Source organism: Paenibacillus wynnii, from assembly GCF_030812855.1.
Classification (GTDB): Bacteria; Bacillota; Bacilli; order Paenibacillales; family Paenibacillaceae; genus Paenibacillus_AQ; species Paenibacillus_AQ wynnii_A.
Genome location: NZ_JAUSTK010000004.1, coordinates 222,582 through 240,389, shown reverse-complemented (window position 1 = coordinate 240,389; position 17,808 = coordinate 222,582). Strand labels below are relative to the sequence as shown.

At 46.1% G+C, this 17,808-nt stretch carries 20 protein-coding genes; all 20 read left to right on the top strand.

Annotated features, from left to right (window positions below):
• The first annotated feature begins 1 nt into the window (after position 1).
• The 20 genes from aroB (at position 2) to J2T20_RS06355 (ending at position 17,753) form a co-directional block, all read left to right on the top strand.
• Positions 2 to 1,105, top strand: coding sequence for a 3-dehydroquinate synthase (gene aroB / locus J2T20_RS06450; RefSeq protein ID WP_307586705.1), 1,104 nt, complete (start codon positions 2 to 4; stop codon positions 1,103 to 1,105).
• The gene (aroH, locus tag J2T20_RS06445) at positions 1,099 to 1,473 is read left to right on the top strand and encodes a chorismate mutase (protein WP_307586703.1); all 375 of its coding nucleotides are present in this window, start codon (positions 1,099 to 1,101) and stop codon (positions 1,471 to 1,473) included. The genes aroB and aroH overlap by 7 nt, the downstream gene beginning before the upstream one ends.
• 321 nt (positions 1,474 to 1,794) lie before the next feature.
• On the top strand, positions 1,795 to 3,348 hold the full coding sequence (trpE, locus tag J2T20_RS06440) for an anthranilate synthase component I (protein WP_307586701.1): 1,554 nt from the start codon (positions 1,795 to 1,797) through the stop codon (positions 3,346 to 3,348).
• Between the two features lie 58 nt (positions 3,349 to 3,406).
• Positions 3,407 to 4,447 (top strand): anthranilate phosphoribosyltransferase, encoded by a 1,041-nt coding sequence (gene trpD / locus J2T20_RS06435; RefSeq protein ID WP_307586700.1) that lies wholly within the window; start codon positions 3,407 to 3,409, stop codon positions 4,445 to 4,447.
• Positions 4,437 to 5,267, top strand: a complete 831-nt coding sequence (gene trpC, locus J2T20_RS06430) for an indole-3-glycerol phosphate synthase TrpC (RefSeq protein ID WP_307586699.1) — start codon at positions 4,437 to 4,439, stop codon at positions 5,265 to 5,267. The genes trpD and trpC overlap by 11 nt, the downstream gene beginning before the upstream one ends.
• Complete coding sequence (locus tag J2T20_RS06425; protein ID WP_307586698.1) at positions 5,260 to 5,937, top strand: phosphoribosylanthranilate isomerase; 678 nt, start codon at positions 5,260 to 5,262, stop codon at positions 5,935 to 5,937. The genes trpC and J2T20_RS06425 overlap by 8 nt, the downstream gene beginning before the upstream one ends.
• Positions 5,934 to 7,133, top strand: coding sequence for a tryptophan synthase subunit beta (trpB, locus tag J2T20_RS06420; protein WP_307586697.1), 1,200 nt, complete (start codon positions 5,934 to 5,936; stop codon positions 7,131 to 7,133). Before J2T20_RS06425 ends, trpB begins: the two co-directional genes overlap by 4 nt.
• Positions 7,130 to 7,969, top strand: a complete 840-nt coding sequence (trpA, locus tag J2T20_RS06415) for a tryptophan synthase subunit alpha (RefSeq protein WP_307586695.1) — start codon at positions 7,130 to 7,132, stop codon at positions 7,967 to 7,969. Before trpB ends, trpA begins: the two co-directional genes overlap by 4 nt.
• A gap of 42 nt (positions 7,970 to 8,011) precedes the next feature.
• On the top strand, positions 8,012 to 9,109 hold the full coding sequence (gene hisC, locus J2T20_RS06410) for a histidinol-phosphate transaminase (protein WP_307586693.1): 1,098 nt from the start codon (positions 8,012 to 8,014) through the stop codon (positions 9,107 to 9,109).
• A 49-nt stretch (positions 9,110 to 9,158) separates the two neighbouring features.
• Complete coding sequence (locus tag J2T20_RS06405) at positions 9,159 to 10,253, top strand: prephenate dehydrogenase (RefSeq protein WP_307586691.1); 1,095 nt, start codon at positions 9,159 to 9,161, stop codon at positions 10,251 to 10,253.
• 729 nt (positions 10,254 to 10,982) lie between these two features.
• The gene (locus tag J2T20_RS06400; protein WP_036657147.1) at positions 10,983 to 11,570 is read left to right on the top strand and encodes an RNA polymerase sigma factor; all 588 of its coding nucleotides are present in this window, start codon (positions 10,983 to 10,985) and stop codon (positions 11,568 to 11,570) included.
• A gap of 5 nt (positions 11,571 to 11,575) precedes the next feature.
• Complete coding sequence (locus tag J2T20_RS06395; protein WP_307586689.1) at positions 11,576 to 12,169, top strand: anti-sigma factor; 594 nt, start codon at positions 11,576 to 11,578, stop codon at positions 12,167 to 12,169.
• 132 nt (positions 12,170 to 12,301) lie between these two features.
• Positions 12,302 to 12,889, top strand: coding sequence for a histidine phosphatase family protein (locus J2T20_RS06390; protein ID WP_307586687.1), 588 nt, complete (start codon positions 12,302 to 12,304; stop codon positions 12,887 to 12,889).
• Between the two features lie 90 nt (positions 12,890 to 12,979).
• On the top strand, positions 12,980 to 14,065 hold the full coding sequence (locus tag J2T20_RS06385) for a hypothetical protein (RefSeq protein WP_307586686.1): 1,086 nt from the start codon (positions 12,980 to 12,982) through the stop codon (positions 14,063 to 14,065).
• 19 nt (positions 14,066 to 14,084) lie between these two features.
• Positions 14,085 to 14,591 carry a gamma carbonic anhydrase family protein gene (locus J2T20_RS06380; RefSeq protein ID WP_307586684.1) on the top strand — a complete coding sequence of 169 codons (507 nt, stop codon included), beginning with the start codon at positions 14,085 to 14,087 and terminating at the stop codon, positions 14,589 to 14,591.
• An 18-nt stretch (positions 14,592 to 14,609) separates the two neighbouring features.
• Positions 14,610 to 14,789: an IDEAL domain-containing protein gene (locus J2T20_RS06375; RefSeq protein WP_036657134.1), complete on the top strand. Its 180-nt coding sequence runs from the start codon at positions 14,610 to 14,612 to the stop codon at positions 14,787 to 14,789.
• A 132-nt stretch (positions 14,790 to 14,921) separates the two neighbouring features.
• A complete protein-coding gene (locus tag J2T20_RS06370; RefSeq protein ID WP_307586681.1) occupies positions 14,922 to 15,353 on the top strand; it encodes a DUF2487 family protein in 432 nt (143 codons plus the stop codon).
• A gap of 265 nt (positions 15,354 to 15,618) precedes the next feature.
• Positions 15,619 to 16,173 carry a QcrA and Rieske domain-containing protein gene (locus J2T20_RS06365; protein WP_307586679.1) on the top strand — a complete coding sequence of 185 codons (555 nt, stop codon included), beginning with the start codon at positions 15,619 to 15,621 and terminating at the stop codon, positions 16,171 to 16,173.
• Between the two features lie 5 nt (positions 16,174 to 16,178).
• Positions 16,179 to 16,850 (top strand): menaquinol-cytochrome c reductase cytochrome b subunit, encoded by a 672-nt coding sequence (gene qcrB / locus J2T20_RS06360; protein WP_020427667.1) that lies wholly within the window; start codon positions 16,179 to 16,181, stop codon positions 16,848 to 16,850.
• 30 nt (positions 16,851 to 16,880) lie between these two features.
• Positions 16,881 to 17,753 (top strand): menaquinol-cytochrome c reductase cytochrome b/c subunit, encoded by an 873-nt coding sequence (locus tag J2T20_RS06355; RefSeq protein WP_307586668.1) that lies wholly within the window; start codon positions 16,881 to 16,883, stop codon positions 17,751 to 17,753.
• Positions 17,754 to 17,808 lie beyond the last annotated feature (55 nt).

Here is a 17,808-nt window from a genome sequence, read left to right as displayed (position 1 = left end):
TATGCGGAGTATAACGGTAGATTTGGGCGAACGTTCTTATCCTATCCACATTGGTAGCGGGCTTTTACAAAATATCGGTGCAAGGTGTGTCGAAGCTGGTTATCCGGTCCGTAGTCCGCTGTTGCTCGTTAGTGACACCTCCGTAGCCCCTCTTTATTTAGCGGATCTTGAATCCCGCCTTCGTGAACAGGGTTATACAGTGGTTAGTCATATTATTCCTTCCGGTGAGGCTTCGAAATCATTGACTTCCTTCGAAGAAATAATGACAACAGCTATCAAGGCAGGCTTAGACCGCAGTTCTGCTGTAATCGCTCTGGGTGGCGGTGTAGTTGGTGATTTGGCAGGCTTTGTGGCTGCTACTTATATGCGGGGAATCGGCTTTATGCAAATACCCACCACTATTCTTGCACATGACAGCAGTGTTGGAGGCAAGGTTGCAGTAAATCACCCTCTTGCTAAAAATATGATAGGTGCCTTCTATCAGCCATCAATGGTCCTGTATGATTTGGATACGCTGAGTACACTTCCGCAGCGTCAGGTATCTTCCGGGCTGGCTGAAGTCGTGAAGCATGGTCTGCTTGTAGACCGTGACTTTGCCTACTGGTGTCGAGAGCATGCTTCGGAGCTTCTGGATTTAAATCCTGAAGCACTAGGCTACGCACTGGAACGAGGCTGTTCAATCAAGGCCGATGTGATAGCAGTTGACGAGAGGGAACAAGGGCTCAGAGCCATTCTGAATCTCGGACATACCATTGGTCATGCCATTGAGGCTGTTAGCGGTTACGGTGTGGTTTTGCATGGTGAGGCTATTTCCATAGGCATGGCCGGTGCTGCGCTTTTAGCTCATAAGCTGGGCCGTGATAAGTCTATATATGAGGAGACCGTTTCCATGCTGTCTTCCCTCTCTCTTCCGGTGACTCTCCCGTCCCATTATGATGAAGAAGAGTTGATGACGGCTATGATGCATGACAAGAAGTTTAAGGAAGGCAAAATGACCTTCGTTATTCCGAATTCCATCGGTTCAGTCAGCATCATCAATGATGTACCTGAGACCGCTGTACGTGAGGTTTTAACACAGCTTAAGAAGGAGGGAAGCCCGTGGTAAACCGGGGGATTCGCGGAGCAACAACGGTTACCCGCAATGAGGAAACCGACATTTTACATGAGACCGTGGTATTGCTTCGTGAGATTGTCGAACGCAATGATGTAATAGCGGAAGATATTTGCAGTGTATGGATTACGATGACTGCAGATCTGGATGCAACATTTCCGGCGCGGGCCATCCGCGAGATTGAAGGCTGGGAAATGGTGCCGTTGATGTGTTCAACAGAAATACCTGTTAAAGGAAGTCTGCCGCAATGTATCAGACTGATGGTACAAGTTAACACAGACAAGAGCCAAAGGGATATTCAGCATGTCTATCTGAATGAGGCCCAGAGACTGCGTCCTGATTTATCCCAAAGTAAATCATAATCTAAAGCTCGGGGTTGTAAATAACTGTGAGCTTCATGTATAGTGTAATTAGTCGAGTAGAGCAGAGTTAGTTGAGTAGAGTATAGTTGAGCAGAGTGCTATGGATTTATTAGTATAATCGGATTACGTTGTACAGGGTTCATCATTTAATCCTACGCTGGAGTTTATTTGTGATATCAGTGTATCCTGAAATGATGCCATTCTGTAGATTTCGAAGCCGATACTATGCTCTTTTTAACATACTTACTTACATAAACCTCTACTTCGGTGGAGGTTTTTCTGTATTTTAACACCTATAACATTCCCTAAGGAGGGCTCATAATGACGAACCCCAGCGCCCAGGAAGTAGTAAAACTATCCAAGCAATATAATTTGATTCCTGTTGTCAAACGGCTGCTTGCCGATATGGAGACACCCATCCGAATCTTTCAGCGTTTTGCAGGACGTGACCGCGCCTTTTTACTGGAAAGTGTGGAGGGCGGCATTCAATGGGCCCGTTATTCTTTCATAGGCAGTGATCCCTTTCTAATGATTTCCGGTAAAAAAGGTGTAATCAACGTGGAATGCGGTGGAGAAAAGAAGCAACTCAACGGCAAACCCATTGAAGAGCTTAAGGCACTACTTCGTTCCTACCGTAGTCCTAAGCTTGATGAAATGCCACCATTCACAGGTGGGGCTATTGGTTTTTTCGGATATGACCTGCTGCAATATTATGAAAAGCTACCGTCTCATGCTAATGACGATCTTAATATGGATGACATCCGCTTTATGTTCTGTGATCGGATCATTGTGTTCGATCATGTGAAGCAGCAAATTCTTCTTGTCGGCAACCTGCATATTAAAGACGGTGACACCGACTCCGATATCAGAGCCAATTACGAGGAGCTTAGCGACAAGCTGGAGGCTATGGCAGAAGATTTGCAAAAGGAAGGTCCGAAGGAGAATGTGAACCGTCGCAGCATCCCTTCGGACATCGAACTTGGCGATATACAATCCAACCTCACCAAGGAACAATACATTGGCAATGTAGAGCAAGCTAAGGAATATATTCGTGCCGGAGATATTTTCCAGGTTGTATTATCCCAACGTTTCCATATCGATACTGAAGTGTCACCACTGCATGTCTATCGTTTGTTGCGGACCTTGAACCCATCCCCCTATATGTACTATTTGAAAATGGATGATGAGATCATTGTCGGAACTTCACCTGAAGCACTTGTCAAAGTGGATGGGGATCGGCTTGAGACACGCCCCATTGCCGGAACGCGTCCACGGGGTGAGAACGAAGCTATGGATCGGGCACTTGCCGCAGAACTCCTGGAGGACGAAAAAGAGCGGGCAGAGCATTTGATGCTGGTCGATCTGGGACGCAACGATTTAGGTCGAGTTTCCAAGTTCGGATCCGTGAAATGCGATTCTTTTATGGAGATTGAAAAGTACTCGCATGTTATGCACATAGTATCCAATGTCTCGGGGACTTTGCGGGAAGATAAGGATTTCTTTGATGCTTTCCTATCTTGTTTGCCTGCCGGTACGGTTTCCGGTGCGCCTAAGTTGCGGGCTATGGGAATTATAGCTGAGCTGGAGAAGGAAGCCCGTGGTGCTTATGCCGGAGCTATTGGATATCTCGGATTTTCGGGAAATATGGATTCATGCATTACAATACGAACCATTATTTTTCGGAAAGGGCGGGCGTATGTTCAGGCAGGTGCGGGTATCGTCTGGGATTCAGTTCCGGAGAAGGAATACGAAGAGACAGTTAACAAAGCCAAAGGGATGTTGAAGGCGATTCGAATGGCTGAAGCGATGTTCCCGCCGGCGGTAAAACAAAATGAGGTTATCAACCAGGATTACTTGTATGAGTATACACCTTGAACAAGGATTGAATCATAGAGATTAAGCGCTAAATTCATAAGGCTGGGGGGAGAAAGAGATGGAAGCAACGCAAATTATTCAAGCCGGTATTAAAGGACTGATTGAGGGTGATAACCTTACCCGAGGGCAAGCAAGGGATATTATGGTGTCAATTATGGAAGGAAGTGCATCCCCTGCCCAAATCGGTTCATTATTGACCGCGCTGCGAATTAAAGGGGAAACCGTGGATGAGATTACCGGATTTGCAGAGGCTATGCGCGGCTTCGGGACACATGTAGTCACAGAAACCTCTAGACTTCTGGATACATGCGGCACAGGTGGATCTGGTATTTCCAAATTCAATATTTCGACTGCCTCAGCGATCATTTCCTCTGCGGCTTCGGTACGGGTGGCTAAGCATGGAAACCGATCAGCTACCAGCAAAGCGGGTAGTGCAGATGTTCTCGAAGCACTCGGTGTTAACATCCATTTGAATGCAGAACAGGCTCGGCAGTGCTTGGATAACATCGGGATATGCTTCCTCTTTGCGCAAATTTATCACCCGTCTATGCGTCATGCCGCCGCACCTCGCCGCGAGCTTGGTGTTCGGACAGTGTTCAATATGCTAGGTCCCCTTACAAATCCGGCTGGGGCTGATCGCCAATTGCTAGGAATATATGACCGCAACAAGACAGAAACCGTTGCTACCGTATTGAGGGAGCTCGGCTCCAAGCGTGCTCTTGTGGTAAGCAGTTTGGATGGGCTGGACGAGATCAGTATCTCGGCGCCTACCCAAGTGTCTGAATTGCGGGGGGGAAGGGTAACAACTTTTGAAGTGACTCCACACGAGTTAGGCCTTGAAACGCATCCCTTGGAGAACGTTCTAGGCGGTGATGCGGTTGAAAATGCAGCCATCATCACTTCTGTGCTTCAAGGGGCCATGACTCCTTACCGGGATATTGTCCTCGCGAATGCCGGCGCCTGTATTTATGTTGCAGGACTTGCCGATACGTTGGCGGGCGGTGTGGAGAAGGCAAAGACTGTAGTAGATTCGGGACAAGCGCTCCGTAAGCTGGAACAGCTTGTGGCCATGACGAAGGAGCTTAACTATGTATCTTGATAAGATTATCGCCACCAAGATTAGAGAAGTTGAAATTCTTAGTACAACATTTTCCTTGACTGAAGCAGAACGGAAGATTGCTGAATTACCAGCAACAAGGGGCTTTCGGGATGCGCTGACGAATCGGAGAAATCGGAGTATGGGTCTTATCGCCGAAGTGAAAAAAGCATCGCCCTCGAAAGGTTTGATCCGAGCGGATTTCGACCCTGTTGCTATCGCTAAGGGATATGAAGCCGGAGGTGCGGATTGTTTATCCGTTCTGACGGATGTTGATTATTTTCAAGGCAGTGGTGCTTATTTACAGCAGGTTCGTAATGCGGTGAAGCTTCCTCTGCTGCGGAAAGATTTTATAGTTGATGAGAAGCAAATTTATGAGGCGCGATTGCTTGGAGCGGATGCGGTGCTGTTAATTGCAGCGATTTTGACACCTTCTGTGCTTTCAGCCTTTACAGATATTGCCGCAAATCTCAGCCTTGATGTATTAATTGAGGTGCATGACCAGAGTGAACTGGAAGCAGTGCTTGAAACTGGCAAGGCAGTGGATAATCATGTTTTGCTCGGAATTAATAATCGTAACCTTCGAACTTTTGAGACATCATTGCATACAACGGAGATGTTGGCTAGCCTTATTCCACAAGGAGTGCCCGTTATTAGTGAAAGCGGGATTGCCGGCCCGATGGATATTGAATTTCTAAAAGGTACACGGGCTGAAGGAGTGCTGGTAGGGGAATATTTGATGCGTCAACCAAATGTTGAGGATGCCATCAATGGGTTGCTGGGCGCTCTGCCGGAAGGAAGGATTCGTGTCAGAAATGACTAAGACAATGGTAAAAATCTGTGGACTTCAGGACGTTGAAGTGCTAAAATCTATGTTACACTTGCCTCTGGATTATATCGGACTTGTCTTTGCACCGAGCCGTCGCAAAGTTACACCTGAAAGAGCCGCTGAGCTTATAGCTGAGCTTGAGGGCTGGAAGACAGGAGAGGCTCCACGGACTACCGGAGTTTTTGTGAATCCTGAGATTGAAGAATTGAGAGAGCTGCTCTCTGTGGTCCCGCTGGACGTGATTCAGCTGCATGGTGATGAGGGACCTGATTTTTGCCGTAAGGTGCAGGAAACATTTCCACAGGTTCAAGTCTGGAAGACAGTCTCAGTTGCAGCACAAGATAACAGCAAGAATGGAAATAACTTTAGAATCGAAGATTTTGCCGGTTCTGTACATGCGCTGCTGCTGGATACTTATGATCCTCAGCAAAAAGGCGGTTCTGGTCGTACATTTGCCTGGGAAAAAATCCCGGGATATAAAGAGCAAGCGGCGGCACTAGGTATTCCGCTGTTCGTAGCCGGTGGACTCCATCCTGATAATGTTGGAGAACTGCTGGAGGGTTATGCTCCTGATGGAGTTGACGTTTCCAGCGGAGTAGAAACAGACGGTCTAAAGGATATCGTTAAGATGACAGCTTTTGTAGAGAGGGTGAAGCAATCATGATAGAAGTTCCGGATCAGCAAGGACGTTTTGGTTCCTTCGGAGGACGTTACGTACCTGAAACTTTGATGAATGCATTAATTGAGCTGGAAGAGGCTTACCGTAAGTATTCCGGTGATCCCGCTTTTCAGGCTGAAATAGATTATCTTCTTAAACAGTACTCCGGGCGGGAGACTCCGCTTTATTACGCTGAACGTCTCAGCAAGCATCTTGGTGAAGCCAAAATATACTTAAAACGTGAAGATCTCAACCACACAGGAGCCCATAAAATTAACAATGCCATAGGTCAGGGCATTCTGGCTAAAATGATGGGTAAAACAAAGGTTATTGCAGAAACGGGAGCGGGGCAGCACGGGGTCGCGACAGCAACAGTTGCTGCGCTGCTCGGGATGGAATGCAAGGTATTCATGGGAGAAGAGGATACACGCCGACAAGCGCTTAATGTATTTCGTATGAAGCTGCTGGGAGCCGAAGTTATTCCGGTTACCTCGGGTACTCGCACACTGAAGGATGCTGGGAATGAGGCGCTCCGCTATTGGGTCAGTCATGTCGATGATACGTTCTACGTGCTTGGTTCTGCAGTAGGCCCTCACCCTTATCCGATGATGGTTCGTAATTTCCAACGTATTATCGGTGACGAGACTAGACGCCAAATCCTGGAGGCTGAAGGCCGTCTGCCGGATCTGCTGGTGGCTGCTGTAGGTGGCGGTAGTAATGCCATCGGGATGTTCTATCCTTTTGTTGGCGATGATGGTGTAGGGATGATAGGTGTAGAGGCGGCTGGTAAAGGAGTCGATACCCCTTTCCATGCGGCCACAATGAGCAAGGGAAGTCACGGCGTATTCCAGGGTTCTATGAGCTATCTGCTGCAGGATGAGTATGGACAGGTTCAAGAGGCTCATTCCATATCGGCAGGTCTGGATTACCCGGGAGTTGGTCCAGAGCACTCCTACTTAAAAGATATCGAACGTGCGCAATATGTTCCCGTAACGGACGATGAAGCTATGGATGCCCTAAAGCTGTTGTGTGTGACCGAGGGTATTATCCCGGCGCTTGAATCGGCCCATGCTATAGCACATGTCGCTAAGATTGCTCCAAGTCTTACTAAAGACGATATTATTGTGATCTGTCTTTCGGGCCGCGGGGATAAAGATGTAGAATCGATCTTGGCCTATACAGAAGGGGCGGAGAAGAAATGACAACCGAAACCACTAACCGTATGGATGTGACTTTCCAGAATTTGAAGCAGCAAGGACGGGCGGCTTTGATTCCTTTCCTAACCGTAGGAGATCCCGATTTGGAAACGACACTTGCTATCATTCAGGAGCTGGAGGCAGCCGGAGCAGATATGCTGGAGCTGGGTGTTCCTTATTCAGATCCCCTAGCCGACGGGCCCGTTATCCAACGTGCCTCGGCTCGTGCTCTTAAGAGCAGTATTCATGTAAGAACCTGTATGGAAACGGCGCTTAAGGCCCGTCAAGCAGGAAGCACCCTTCCCTTTATCCTATTTACTTATTACAATCCTGTTCTGCAAATGGGATTAGATAACTTCTTCGCGGAAGTGAACAACCATGAGATCAGCGGGTTAATTATCCCAGACCTGCCAGTTGAAGAATCCGCGGATATGCGCCGCCGCAGCCGCGAGGTAGGAGTGAATCTTATTCCCTTGGTGGCTCCAACCTCCAGTGAACGAATCGCCAAGATCGTAACTGGTGCAAGCGGATTTGTGTATTGTGTTTCCTCATTAGGTGTAACTGGGGAACGCTCCTCTTTCCACGCTGGTGTAGAAGAGTTTATCAGCTCTGTCCGTCAAGCAACGGATCTGCCGGTAGCGGTTGGTTTTGGGATTTCTACCAGTGAACAAGTTGCACGGTTCGCAAGTATATGTGATGGAGTTGTAGTGGGTAGCGCTATCGTTCGTAAAGTTGAGGATGTTATTCCACTTCTCGACAATCCAGCGACTCGCAGCGAAGGGCTTTTGCAAATCCGTGAATTTGTGGCACAATTAAGACCAGCGGAGTCGAGATTACTCTAGTTGAATGAATGAACTAATATGATGGAGAGCGAGGGACGTTGAATGAATCCGAAACCTAGTATTGTGAATTTACCAGTCTACAAACCGGGCAAACCTGTAGAAGAAGTGAAGAAGGAGCTGGGCCTTAATGAAGTGATTAAGCTTGCTTCCAATGAGAATCCTTACGGATCTTCACCTAGTGCCAAAGCAGCCATCATCTCCGAGCTGGACAATCTAAGTATTTATCCGGATGGATCTGCTGCTGAATTAACCTCGGCTCTAGCGGCTCATTTAGGAGTAAATAGTGACAATATTATATTTGGTTGCGGCTCTGATGAGATTATAGCGCTGATAGCGCGTGCCTTTTTTCTGCCTGGCGATGAGACGATTATGGCTGATCAGACGTTCTCTGTCTATAAGAGCAATGCTGATATCGAGGGTGCCGTTACTATAGAGGTGCCGCTAGCCGCTGGAACTCATGATCTTGAGGCAATGCTGTCTAAAGTCACTGACCGGACAAAAGTAATTTGGGTATGTAACCCTAATAACCCAACCGGAACCATAGTTTCGGCAGATGCATTAACAACTTTTCTGGATTCGGTGCCTAATCAGGTAATGGTAGTATTGGACGAAGCTTACTCTGAATATGTAACGGATCTAACCTACTCTGATGGAATCAAGCTGTTAGAGCGTTATCCTAATCTAGTTGTTCTGCGCACCTTTTCCAAAATTTATGGCCTTGCAGCTCTTCGAATTGGCTATGGTGTCGCAAGACCCGAAATCATTAAATTAATTAATCAGGTACGTGAGCCCTTTAATACTTCCCGGGTAGCTCAGGCAGGAGCTTTGGCAGCATTAGGGGATCAGGATTATGTTCAGGAGTGCCGTCGTTTAAATGCTGCCGGAATTCTACAACTGCAGGCTGAATTTAAACGTTTGGGCTTGGAATCCTTCCCAGCACATGGAAACTTTATTATGGTTGATGTTCGGAAGTCTGCGTTAGATGTATTCGAATCTTTGCTGCGAAAAGGGGTTATTGTAAGAGCTGGACATCGTCTATATCCAACATATATTCGAGTTACTGTTGGCTCTGCGGAGCAGAATAAGGCATTTGTTGAAGCTCTGGAACAGATCCTTACCGAGCAAGGTGTAAGAGCATAGTTGCCGCAGCAGTTAATAGATAATATAGAAGGCAGGTAGTTCAAAGAACATGACGACAAAAATAGCTATATTCGGCGTCGGCCTGATCGGCGGCTCTCTGGCCCTTTGCTTTAAGGGCAAGGAGGGTCTAACCGTTGTAGGCCACGCCCATCGCCCCGAATCAGCAGTGAAGTATGTCAGCAGAGGTGTTGTTGATAGTGCGACACTTTCGCTTGAAGAAGCGGCGCTGGGTGCTGATTTTATTTTTTTATGCGTACCAGTGGGGATGCTTGAGAGTTATTTGCAGCAGTTGAGCGTGCTTCCACTTAAACCGGGCTGCATCATTACGGATGTTGGCAGCACAAAAGCAAGCATTGCGGCTTGTGCGATCTCCTTGGATCTTCCGAATGTTCATTTTATTGGGGGACATCCGATGGCAGGATCTGAACGTTCGGGAGTGGAAGCAGCGTCCTCCCTATTATTCGAGAATGCGTATTATGTACTTACACCACCACCTGGAGTCCCTGAACAAGCTTACCGTTCCCTTGAGAACTTGCTACTACATACCAGAGCACAGATTGTCCGTCTGGAACCGGAGCGCCATGATGAAATTGTTGGAGCGATCAGTCATTTGCCGCATATTATAGCGGTGGCATTGGTGAATCAAATCCATGCGTATGATGATACTGATTCTTTATATAGTACTTTGGCCGCCGGAGGCTTCCGTGATATCACACGGATTGCATCCAGTGATCCCGTAATCTGGCGCGATATTTTGTTGAATAATCGAAATGTTATGCTCAAGCTGCTAAAGGACTGGAATCAGGAGGTTTCTACATTTGTAGATCTGCTGGAAAATGAAGACGGGGCAGGTATTGAGGAAGCTTTCAATGAAGCGAATGGTTTTCGCAGCCAACTGCCGGAACGGCGAAAGGGTATGATTGCCCCCTTGTTTGACCTACACATTGATGTGCCTGACCATCCCGGCATTATCGGTCGGATTGCTACGGAGCTGGGAGACGAGGGAATCAATCTTAGCAACATACAAATTATTGAGAGCCGTGAAGATGTCCCTGGCATCATGCGTTTATCCTTTCGGCAGGAGCATGATATGGAACGGGCCAAGATCCTACTGCAGCATAATGATTATTTGGTATATGTGTAGGACCGGGGCCTTTGCCCCGGTTTTTTGTTAGGGTTGTTCAAAAAATAGACAAAAAAAAGACCGCTTTCAAAAAGCGGCCTTTGCTCACTAGGAGCAGCAGTTTTGGATAGGAGTGGAGAGAAACCATACTGTACTTTTATTATATGTATACGTTTACATTCTGTCAATACTTATTTGCCAATAAATAGTTGGCTTGTAAAATGCATAGAATGCACACGGCAAAAAGTTAGATGAAAGATGTGTTCTATATGAAATAGCATGGAACATAAAATGTTAGAACGACCGATACGAGCAACACTGTTTACACTGGTAATGTTAAAATGGATATTGCGAAATAAAAAAGGGATCAGAGGTTGACTCTATGAGCGAACAGAGCGGAGGGTCGGAGGGATTCTGGAGAAACGTTAGTGTTCGCCTTTAAAAACAGCGATCGTAAGAACCCTCCGAACCCGTAGCGGCTTGTTTCAGAAACGGTTCAACCACTGATTTTCTATTTTTGCGAATCTACCAAGTTAATGAAATTTTATAGGGAAGTATGTTACAATAGAGAAAGTATTTTTAGAGAATACTATATTTGTCACGAACTGAAGCATTCCTGGAATATTGGGTATGTGAATATACATAAGCATTTCATTGATTGTGAGACCGCAACTTTTTAAGACCTGCCCGGTAATAATAACTAGGACCGGACGGGATTATACGTGCAAGGCGAGGAGGGCCGATCCCACCATGACGGATTCCCAGTTGATCCAGCTAATTAAACAAGGGGATACAGAACTATACTCGGAATTGATGCGCCGGTACCAGCGCAAGATACTGGCATTTGTTTATCATATGCTCAAAAACTCTCATATGGAGTTGATCGCAGAGGACCTCTGTTCAGAGACGTTCTATAAGGCGTTCCGAAGTCTGCATTCCTTCCGTGAAGTTGATGCATCTTTTTCAACTTGGTTGTATACGATTGCTCGCAACACTGTACTGAGCGAGCTTAGAAAACATCGTTCGGGTAATGTTTCGTTAGAAGAAAGTGGATATACACCAGTAGCTCCGCAAGAGGTTGCTCCTGAACAGGCTGCACTTCGAAAAGAACGAATGAACTTAGTTCGTGATGCGATTAACAACCTTCCAGAGAAGCAGCGCTCGGCGCTGATCCTGCGTGAATATGACCAGATGGATTATCAGGAAATTGCTGTGATTTTAGATCAGAGTGTAAGCTCTGTAAAATCACTTTTGTTTCGTGCCAGGAGTAGCGTGAAGCTCCAACTCGAATCCTATTTTTATGAGCCTGTATTTGAAGAGCAGGTTGAGAGGGTGTAAGGCCTATGGACTGCAGGGAAGCGCAGGATAATATTCCACTCTTGTGGGACGCTCCCCCCACACATTTTAGGCGGATTATATTAGAGAAGCATATTGCAGGTTGTCCATCTTGTGCACATGAATGGGCGATATGGCAGGAGAGCAGTCTGCTTTTGCATGAAATGAAGGAAGAAGTTAGTGAAGAACGTGCTGAGGCTATAAATGCTAGTGTAATGGAGCGGATTTATCTCGAGAGTCCTTGGTTGTTGCCGGGTGACGGGAAATCGGCAGGTAATTCTACAACCTTTCGCCGTAGAATCAGTCTTTGGATAGCATGCTTTCTGGCTGTGTTTCTGTGCAGCTTCCTATACTTTACAATGTTTAAAGATCCCGGGAAACTTACTGCGTCGCAAAGTGGTATTGTGGATACAGGTGTGGCCGGATTAACAGTGGACTGGACGTCTTCCTACCCTGCGACTGCCGCTGATAATGGGATTATTGAACCTCTAGTTGCAAATATGGGACCATCTCACCCGCAATATTGGATGATATTGTCTATGCTTGGTATAACATTATCCGTGATCTCTTTAACACGTTTGAATCGGTACCGTAGATCATAAGAAGCTCCTTTACGAATTTGTAAAGAGAGCTTTTTTTGATGGGCTGATGTCCCCAAAATACTTAAAAAGAAGACTTTTGAATTTATCCGTGGTACATTAAGAAACAAAACACGAGAGAGGACAGGTGCGCTAATGATAATTGGCTTAATACGCCATGGGTTAACAGATTGGAATGCAGCAGGGAAAATTCAGGGACAAAGTGATATTCCACTAAATGACGAAGGGCGACAACAAGCGGAAATGCTGGCTGATCGACTTCGGCAGGAGACCTACCAATGGGATTGTTGCATTACCAGCAGCCTTTCTCGTGCGGAAGAGACCGGGTCGATTATTGCTGCCAAGCTTAAGCTTCCTTTGCTAACCCCTGATCCTAGGATCAGAGAGCGTGCATATGGACAGGTAGAAGGACTTACAGCAGAAGAACGTGAACATAAATGGGGTAAAGATTGGAATCAGCTCGATTTGGGTCAAGAAAAAGACGAGCAGCTGCAGAGCCGTGGACTTGCCTTTATGGAGGATATTTCTATAAAATATTCGGGTAGCAACATTCTGGTTGTATCTCACGGTGGATTTTTGGCTCAGCTCTACAATGCGCTGTATAAAGATAAATATTCAGAACGAATTGGCAATTTATCACTTACTATTTTGGAGAAAAAGGAACAGGTATGGAACCCTTTGTTATACAATTGTTCCCAGCATATTCTGCAAAAGCAGCACTAACCCGGCGCCACGGGTTATTTTTTTTGCATTAAAGGGAATAAAAAGGCTAGTATTTCCCATAATGGTAGTAAAACGGCGAGGCGATAAAAGATGAATCTGGCGGATATGCTCACCTATGCAGACATTGGTCAATTGACCGCTATTGCGGGCCGATACCAATGCGAATGCAAACGAAATTCTAAGCACGACCTGATTCAGAACATATTGATCACCCTAGGAAGCAGAGATTTCATGAAGGCTCACATTCGGGAGTGTTCTCCGGGTGACCTGCGATTCATGAACATGTTATTGTTTGATGAAAGAAGCTACTTCAGTCTTGAGGATTTGCTTGCGGCGGCTCGTCAGGCTACATTTGATGCACCTGAGGATAAGAAAGGCAGTTACCGGGATATAGTAACCCGCTTTAAGAGCAGTGGATGGATATTTAGCGGTCCCTCCCAGCAGACCCGTTATTTGTTTCAGGTGCCCATAGATCTGAAAGAGCGCTTCCGTGATCACATGGGGGAAAATATCAGAGAGCGGATCGTATTCAGCGGTGAGCCTGATATCTACAGAGATGAAGGTGATATGAGTGCTCTGGATCTCATCTTGCTGTTACGTTATGTTAAGGATAACGAGCCGGAGCTAAATTTGGAAGGTGCTCTGTATAAAAGATATCAACAGGGTCTCGTGAATGCCCTTCACGTTCCCGAGCCGCTCCTTACTAAAGGGGGGTGGACTTTTGGATACGGGAGAGCCTTCGAACACTATCCGCCGAGGTTAGCCCTGCTGTATGACTATGCTCGCCACCGTCGCTGGATTTCGGAGGAAGGGTCACGTCTCAAGTTATCTCATGCAGGTCATTTGATTCTTGAGGAAGGAAAATGCGAGAGCCTGATGCAGTTATACTCCTTTTGGTTAAGACTGTATAAAGGCGCAATTCCAAACCTGCCATCACTTATTTACTGGATCAGCCTTTGCACAAGTGAATGGGTTACTGTTTCTTCATTGCAGGAGGCTGTAGGGTGGTTAATTAAGCCGTTTTATTATGACGATGCCAGTTCAATTTTAGAGAAGCGTATTTTGCGTATGATGTTGCATTTAGGGTTGATACGTCTTGGGGAGACCTCAGAGGGACTTGTGGCAAAAGTTACTCCTTGGGGAAAAGAGGCGGCCAAACCCAAGCAGTTAATGTAGTGGCAAGGGGGAGAGGGAAATGCGAATTGCTTATGGTTCTTACATACCGCAGCTGGATGGTTCCGTTTATATTGCCGAAGGAGCAAAACTGGTAGGTGACGTCAAGGTTGGGCGTGACTCCAGTATTTGGTTCAACGCTGTACTTCGGGGAGATTTGGCACCGGTTGTAATTGGGGAACGCTGTAATATCCAGGATGGTGCAATAGGTCACGTCGGTGAAGGTTTGCCACTTCTATTGGAAGATGAAATATCAGTAGGACATGGAGCTATTATACACGGCTGCAAAATAGGTAAAGGTACATTAATTGGAATGGGTGCAATTGTTTTGAACGGTGCAGAGATTGGTGAATATGCTTTAGTAGGGGCAGGATCTATTGTAACCGAAAACAAAATAATTCCTCCCTATACGCTTTCTTTGGGCTCACCAGCCAAAGTTGTACGTGAGTTGACTGAACAAGACCTGCTCAGAATGGCTCACACAGCTGAGAGTTACGTAAAGAAAGGTAAAGAATACAGGATTTTTTAAACAGCGGAGGTGTATCGAATGGACAAAATGAAGGCTACCTATGAAGTGATGCTGGGTCTAGCGGCGGAAATGGTGTGGGACGAAGCGCTGCGTAAGCGACGTAGCGACATATTGTACCGGGAGATCGACACAGCGCTGGCTGCCGGAGATGAGGCAGCTTTCCGAAATCTGACTGAAGAACTAAAGAGCTTGGCATAAAGGAGTGCAGCGTAGGCTCTGTATCGTCCTTGTAAATTCTTAAGAAACGGATTCTGTTCAAAATAGAACAGGACTTCCGTTTCTTCGTGTTGTAGTATTTGAGGAGACAATGAAGTGGGGAGAGGTTCGATAATGAAGTTTAGTGATTTTGATTCGCATAGCTGGGAAGAAAATTGCCGTTTTTATGATACTTGTCTTATTCCGTTCACTGGATTGACGGGATCGGAAAGTCCTGTGGAAACCGTTGCTGCTTTAGAAAGATTAAGAGATTTCATGGACATGGTTGAAAAGCCTTTTCGTGGCCGTATAGTTACATATCCAGTTTTACAATATGGGGGAGAGCATTCCCTGAAGCTCATAAACGAGTTGTGCTGTAATGTCAAATCCAAAAATTTCCGGTATGCCATAGTGTTGACTGCTGACATAGACATTTCTGAGCGAGAGATTGTTGAAAGCGATTTAGTTCTATCCCAGCCTACGTTTAGAGACCTGTCGAGCAAAGATGTGCAGGCATTTACAGCTGAGAAAATACAGGAACTGTGGCTTAAAGATGTTCCTCTTTAAATGTGTCTAATTAGCGACAATTTTAACGGGTAATCACTTTTCAGCTTGTCACAAAACGGACAATATTCTTGACGATTTTTAGGACCATAAGATATGATTAGGTTGATCTCATATGACATGTGATTATTATCATTGAAAACGCATTATAAATGATTGTGGCAGCTTGGCCATGGTCTTAGAGGAAAAGAGAATATCAGAGAAATATGGCATCTTTGGGGCTTCACTGATAGGTGCTTGATACTTTGAAGAGGGGGTTATAAACAATATGAGCAGCCATAATGAGCAACAAGAGACCTGGCCCGACAAACCACCCGGCCGCAAAGAAATGTCACGCAGACAATTTTTAACGTACACGCTCGGTGGCGCAACAGCCTTTATGGGAGCCGGAGCGATCCTCCCCATGGTCCGTTTTGCTGTGGACCCCATTCTACATAAGAAAGGCAAGGGGGATTTCATTAAGGTAGCGGAGACCAAGATCATTACAGATCAGCCTCAGGAATTCACCTTCGAGCTTCAGCAGCAGGATGGTTGGTACGCCAGTACTGCTACTCTAACTGCCTGGATTCGTAAAAATGAAAAAGGAGATATTTATGCGCTCTCACCTGTATGTAAGCATTTAGGCTGTACAGTGGGCTGGAATAATAACAAAAGCACTCCTGATGAATATCATTGTCCTTGCCACGGAGCGCGCTACACGAAGGCTGGAAAGAACCTGGCCGTAGCTCCTAAACCACTAGACCAATACACCCTGAAAATTGAAAACGGATGGGTGCTTTTGGGTGATATCATTCCGAATTCCGAAGTCAACAAGGAGGCGTAAATCTGATGTTTAAAAATGTCTATAACTGGATCGATGAGCGTTTGGACATTACGCCAATTTGGAGAGATGTGGCTGATCATGAGGTTCCCGAGCATGTAAATCCGGCTCATCACTTTTCGGCGTTTGTGTACTGCTTTGGCGGACTTACTTTTTTCATAACTGTTATACAGATTTTATCAGGTATGTTCCTGACGATGTATTATGTTCCCGATATCATAAATGCTTATGCCAGTGTTGAATATTTGCAAACCAAGGTTGCCTTTGGACAAATTGTTCGCGGCATGCACCACTGGGGCGCAAGTCTTGTAATCGTTATGATGTTCTTGCATACCATGCGGGTCTTCTTTACCGGATCCTATAAGGCTCCGCGTGAAATGAACTGGGTAGTGGGAATGCTGATCTTTTTCGTAATGCTGGGCCTTGGTTTAACGGGCTATCTGCTCCCATGGGATAACAAAGCATACTTTGCCACTAAAGTTACACTCGAAATTGCTAACTCCGTTCCTGTTATGGGTCCGGTACTTAAGGAACTGATGCAAGGCGGAACAATAGTTGGGGCAGAAACACTTACCCGATTCTTTGCTCTTCATGTATTCTTCCTCCCGGCGGTACTGCTTATTCTGCTTGTAGGACACTTTATTATGATCCGCAGACAGGGTATCTCAGGCCCGCTATAAAATAGCAAACCTATAGAGAGGAGGAATATAATGGCACACGGCGATAATTCCAAAGAAAAAATTGTATATGTCGGTGATACACGCGTACGTAAAGGAAACGGATTCATTACGCCTCCTGACTATAGTGCCTATCCGGGCAAATCAGAAGCCTTTATTCCAAATTTTCTGTTGAAAGAATGGATGGTTGGCGTAGTTGTGCTTGTTGGTATACTGGTGCTCACGATTTCTGAACCGGCACCTCTTGGATTTCCGGCGAAAGCGACTGCTACGGTAATTCCTATGCCCGATTGGTACTTTCTATTTCTGTATCAATACTTGAAGCTTCCTTATGCATCAGGCAGCTACATCGTTTTGGGAACACTTGGGGTCACGGGTGTAGCTTTTGGAGCTCTTCTTCTGGCACCGTTTCTGGATACAGGCAGAGAGCGTCGATTCTATCGCAGACCCATTGCATCGTCACTGATGTTTCTCTCCTTGGCAGCAGTTATTTATCTTACAAATGCTGCTTGGACAGAATATAAACATGAAATGGCTGCAACTGGCCAAATCCCTGAGGATATTCAACGTGAGGAAAAGGCAGCCGAGAACAAAGCTAAAGGTCTTCCGACCTCCAGTGCTGTGCAGATAAAAGAAGTTGCCATAGTGGACAAGGATGATCCGGCAATGGCTTTATTTAAACAAGCGACCTGCATTTCTTGTCATGCGACTGATTTAAAGGGAGGAGGAGGACCTTCACTTCGCGGCGTGGGAGATACACATGACAAGGAAGGCATTCTGACGATAATCAAAGAAGGCACTGGAAACATGCCCAAGATGTATGATGTTGCCATGGATGCGGGTCTAAGTGATAAGGATATTGATGATCTGGCAGGATGGCTTGCGAAACAAAAAAGTGAACAGTAAAATAAGAGTATGACGCGAAGCCTGATCGTATATGCGGTCAGGTTTTTTCGTGAGA

What these genes read in the sequence shown, in the direction of transcription:
- aroB (WP_307586705.1), top strand. Translation starts at nt 2, where the DNA reads ATGCGGAGTATAACGGTAGATTTGGGCGAACGTTCTTATCCTATCCAC.
- trpE (WP_307586701.1), top strand. Translation starts at nt 1,795, where the DNA reads ATGACGAACCCCAGCGCCCAGGAAGTAGTAAAACTATCCAAGCAATAT.
- trpD (WP_307586700.1), top strand. Translation starts at nt 3,407, where the DNA reads ATGGAAGCAACGCAAATTATTCAAGCCGGTATTAAAGGACTGATTGAG.
- trpC (WP_307586699.1), top strand. Translation starts at nt 4,437, where the DNA reads ATGTATCTTGATAAGATTATCGCCACCAAGATTAGAGAAGTTGAAATT.
- J2T20_RS06425 (WP_307586698.1), top strand. Translation starts at nt 5,260, where the DNA reads ATGACTAAGACAATGGTAAAAATCTGTGGACTTCAGGACGTTGAAGTG.
- trpB (WP_307586697.1), top strand. Translation starts at nt 5,934, where the DNA reads ATGATAGAAGTTCCGGATCAGCAAGGACGTTTTGGTTCCTTCGGAGGA.
- trpA (WP_307586695.1), top strand. Translation starts at nt 7,130, where the DNA reads ATGACAACCGAAACCACTAACCGTATGGATGTGACTTTCCAGAATTTG.
- hisC (WP_307586693.1), top strand. Translation starts at nt 8,012, where the DNA reads ATGAATCCGAAACCTAGTATTGTGAATTTACCAGTCTACAAACCGGGC.
- J2T20_RS06405 (WP_307586691.1), top strand. Translation starts at nt 9,159, where the DNA reads ATGACGACAAAAATAGCTATATTCGGCGTCGGCCTGATCGGCGGCTCT.
- J2T20_RS06400 (WP_036657147.1), top strand. Translation starts at nt 10,983, where the DNA reads ATGACGGATTCCCAGTTGATCCAGCTAATTAAACAAGGGGATACAGAA.
- J2T20_RS06395 (WP_307586689.1), top strand. Translation starts at nt 11,576, where the DNA reads ATGGACTGCAGGGAAGCGCAGGATAATATTCCACTCTTGTGGGACGCT.
- J2T20_RS06390 (WP_307586687.1), top strand. Translation starts at nt 12,302, where the DNA reads ATGATAATTGGCTTAATACGCCATGGGTTAACAGATTGGAATGCAGCA.
- J2T20_RS06385 (WP_307586686.1), top strand. Translation starts at nt 12,980, where the DNA reads ATGAATCTGGCGGATATGCTCACCTATGCAGACATTGGTCAATTGACC.
- J2T20_RS06380 (WP_307586684.1), top strand. Translation starts at nt 14,085, where the DNA reads ATGCGAATTGCTTATGGTTCTTACATACCGCAGCTGGATGGTTCCGTT.
- J2T20_RS06375 (WP_036657134.1), top strand. Translation starts at nt 14,610, where the DNA reads ATGGACAAAATGAAGGCTACCTATGAAGTGATGCTGGGTCTAGCGGCG.
- J2T20_RS06370 (WP_307586681.1), top strand. Translation starts at nt 14,922, where the DNA reads ATGAAGTTTAGTGATTTTGATTCGCATAGCTGGGAAGAAAATTGCCGT.
- J2T20_RS06365 (WP_307586679.1), top strand. Translation starts at nt 15,619, where the DNA reads ATGAGCAGCCATAATGAGCAACAAGAGACCTGGCCCGACAAACCACCC.
- qcrB (WP_020427667.1), top strand. Translation starts at nt 16,179, where the DNA reads ATGTTTAAAAATGTCTATAACTGGATCGATGAGCGTTTGGACATTACG.
- J2T20_RS06355 (WP_307586668.1), top strand. Translation starts at nt 16,881, where the DNA reads ATGGCACACGGCGATAATTCCAAAGAAAAAATTGTATATGTCGGTGAT.